At 44.5% G+C, this 3,160-nt stretch carries 3 protein-coding genes; 1 reads left to right on the top strand and 2 read right to left on the bottom strand.

What is annotated here, in order from left to right; all coding sequences use genetic code 11:
* Positions 1-406: 406 nt before the first annotated feature.
* Positions 407-1,063, bottom strand: coding sequence for a phosphoribosylglycinamide formyltransferase (purN, locus tag R7044_RS23900; protein ID WP_005394347.1), 657 nt, complete (start codon positions 1,061-1,063; stop codon positions 407-409).
* A 151-nt stretch (positions 1,064-1,214) separates the two neighbouring features.
* Complete coding sequence (gene purM, locus R7044_RS23895; protein WP_005389861.1) at positions 1,215-2,255, bottom strand: phosphoribosylformylglycinamidine cyclo-ligase; 1,041 nt, start codon at positions 2,253-2,255, stop codon at positions 1,215-1,217.
* A gap of 179 nt (positions 2,256-2,434) precedes the next feature.
* Between purM and upp the strand changes: the two genes are divergently transcribed.
* A complete protein-coding gene (gene upp / locus R7044_RS23890) occupies positions 2,435-3,061 on the top strand; it encodes a uracil phosphoribosyltransferase (RefSeq protein WP_005380401.1) in 627 nt (208 codons plus the stop codon).
* Positions 3,062-3,160 lie beyond the last annotated feature (99 nt).

Raw genomic sequence — 3,160 nt, 5'->3', positions numbered from 1 at the left:
AGAAAGTGTCAACCTTATTTAGGACGGCACAGAATGTAAAAATAAAGCTCGCTTAATCGCGAGCTTTATTTTTATGCGTTTTAAACCGAGGGCGGATACGGATGAGCATTCTTACTTTCTAGAGTGCTGGTAGTAGAGTCCTAGTCTCGCTAAGGCTTGCTGTAAAGACGTAACTGATAGAAATTTCTCATAAAACACCTCGTCAGTCTGAACGGTGAAGAACGAACCAGATGCAGAATCTACTTTCCGAGTGTTATGTTACTCAAGTGGTTATGGGATTTTTTAGAATGCTGGGTTTTAGGTTTCTAGTCTCACCATGGTTTTCTTGAATCAAGTTTATAAGTATTAAAACAACCAAGAGCAGCCCTCAGGCTGCTCTTTTGTGCTTGGAGTTTATTATTCAGGGCTACTCATCTGAGGCGTACCCATGTACGCCAAGCTCTGCGCCATCTAAATAGGCTTTACCATCCTTCATGATCAACCGCTCGTCTACCAGCCACTTAGCCACCATAGGGTAGATTCGGTGCTCCTGCGCCTGAACACGTGCCGCAAGTACACTAGCATCATCGTCTTCGAACACAGGAACTTTTGCTTGCAGTATGACAGGGCCACCATCAAGCTCTTCCGTTACAAAGTGCACACTCGTACCATGTTCTTTATCGCCAGCATCAATTGCTCTCTGGTGTGTGTGTAGCCCAGGATATTTTGGTAGAAGAGAAGGGTGGATATTGATCATCTTACCCATGTAATGAGAAACAAATGCGCTGCTCAGAATGCGCATGTAACCAGCAAGAATAATCACGTCTGGTTGGTATTCATCTATTTGACTCATTAGCTCTGCATCAAAGCTTTCACGCGAGCTGAATGCTTTAGGGTCGACAAAGTGACCGTCCACATCAAACTTTTTTGCACGTTCTAAACCAAAAGCATCTGCTTTGTTAGAGAACACGGCTGCCACTCGTGCGTTTGGCATGCTGTCTTCGCAAGCTTCCAAGATAGCTTGCAGGTTACTTCCGTTACCCGAGATGAGGACCACAATGTTTTTTAGGGTATGGTTTTTCATGATGTCGAGAGCGCCTTGGTATTGTAGGTTGGAGTTATGTAGCTTCTAAACTACCTACTAATAGAATGGTTTTTAGTGTTCTAGATAGCAAAATGAGGACCTAGTCATCTAGTGTCCTCATTCTTCTTATCTTTTGAGCTCGATTTGCAAATTATTGGATTTCAACTTGCTCTTCGTTCGCGTCTGCTTGTGCGATTTGACCAATCACCCACGCGTTTTCGCCTTCTTCTTTAAGAAGAGCAACTGCTGCATCTGCCTGGTCTTTCGGTAGTGCGACGATTAGACCTACACCACAGTTGAATGTGCGGTACATTTCGTGTGTGTCGACGTTGCCTTTCTCTTGTAGCCACTTGAAGATAACTGGCCATTCCCAACTGTTACCATCGATAACTGCTTTCGTGCCTTCAGGCAGTACGCGTGGGATGTTTTCCCAGAAACCACCACCAGTGATATGAGAAATCGCATGGATGTCGTGTTTCTCAATCATCTTAAGTGCTGACTTGATGTAAATTTTTGTTGGTTCTAGTAGGTGCTCACCAATAGTGCGGCCTGCTAGCTCTTCGCTCTTATCTGCACCAGATACTTCTAGGATCTTACGGATAAGGGAGTAACCGTTTGAGTGTGGGCCGCTTGAACCAACAGCGATAAGTGCATCACCAGCAGCGACTTTCGTGCCGTCAATCACGTCTTCTTTTTCTACTACGCCAACACAGAAACCAGCTACGTCGTAGTCTTCGCCTTCATACATGCCAGGCATCTCCGCAGTTTCGCCACCAATTAGGGCACAACCTGCTTGAACACACCCTTCTGCGATACCTGAAACAACATCCGCTGCGGTATCAACGTCTAGTTTGCCTGTTGCGTAGTAATCTAGGAAAAACAGTGGCTCTGCGCCTTGCACGATAAGATCATTTACACACATTGCCACTAGGTCGATGCCAATCGTGTCGTGCTTGTTCATATCCAGTGCTAGGCGAAGTTTTGTGCCAACGCCATCAGTACCAGAAACCAGTACAGGTTGTTTGTATTTAGTTGGCAATTCGCATAGCGCGCCAAAACCACCGATACCACCCATAACTTCAGGGCGACGAGTACGTTTTACCGCACCCTTAATACGATCCACAAGCGCGTTGCCTGCATCAATATCTACACCAGCGTCTTTATAGCTAAGAGAAGAGTTGTTACCACTCACAGGGAAGTCCTCGGTATTAAGTTGGATATGAAAACGGCGCTATTCTAACAGTGCTTAAACATAGATAGCAAACGTTTGCGTCTGTTTTTTTCTTTAGTGATTTATCCTGATATCCCTGTGAAAATCATGTATAATCTGAAGGTTTGTTTAAATATTGCCAACTATAGCCGGAGATGGACATGAAAGTTGTTGAAGTAAAGCACCCTCTAGTAAAACATAAAATTGGTCTAATGAGAGAAGGTGACATCAGCACAAAACGTTTTCGTGAGTTAGCGACTGAGGTCGGTAGCCTACTTACTTACGAAGCAACGTCAGACTTTGAAACAGAAAAAGTGACCATTGATGGTTGGAACGGTCCGGTAGAAGTAGACCAGATTAAAGGTAAAAAAGTAACCGTAGTGCCAATCCTACGTGCAGGTCTAGGCATGATGGATGGAGTTCTTGAGCACATGCCAAGCGCACGTATCAGTGTTGTGGGTATTTACCGTGATGAAGAAACGCTTGAGCCAGTTCCTTACTTCAACAAGCTTGCTTCAAACATCGAGGAGCGTATTGCGCTTGTTGTTGACCCAATGCTTGCAACAGGTGGTTCTATGATTGCTACGATCGATCTCCTAAAAGAGAAAGGTTGTAACCAAATCAAAGTGCTGGTACTTGTTGCTGCACCAGAAGGTATTGAAGCGCTAGAAAAAGCACACCCAGATGTTGAGCTATACACTGCGGCAATCGATGAGAAGCTTAATGACAAAGGCTACATCGTTCCGGGTCTAGGCGATGCTGGTGATAAGATCTTCGGTACTAAGTAATTCTTTGATGTATTACTATGACTGAACAGAAAAAGGCTTGGTGAAAACCAAGCCTTTTTTGTATCTACTGTGCCGTCCTAAATAAGGTTGACACTTTCC

The organism is Vibrio sp. 1402, from assembly GCF_033340275.1.
Note: the sequence above shows the minus strand (reverse complement) of the source record. Positions and strands in the feature narration are given on the sequence as shown.

Excerpts from the sequence above, each read along its gene's own strand:
- purN (WP_005394347.1), bottom strand. The coding sequence starts at position 1,063 with ATGAAAAACCATACCCTAAAAAACATTGTGGTCCTCATCTCGGGTAAC.
- upp (WP_005380401.1), top strand. The coding sequence starts at position 2,435 with ATGAAAGTTGTTGAAGTAAAGCACCCTCTAGTAAAACATAAAATTGGT.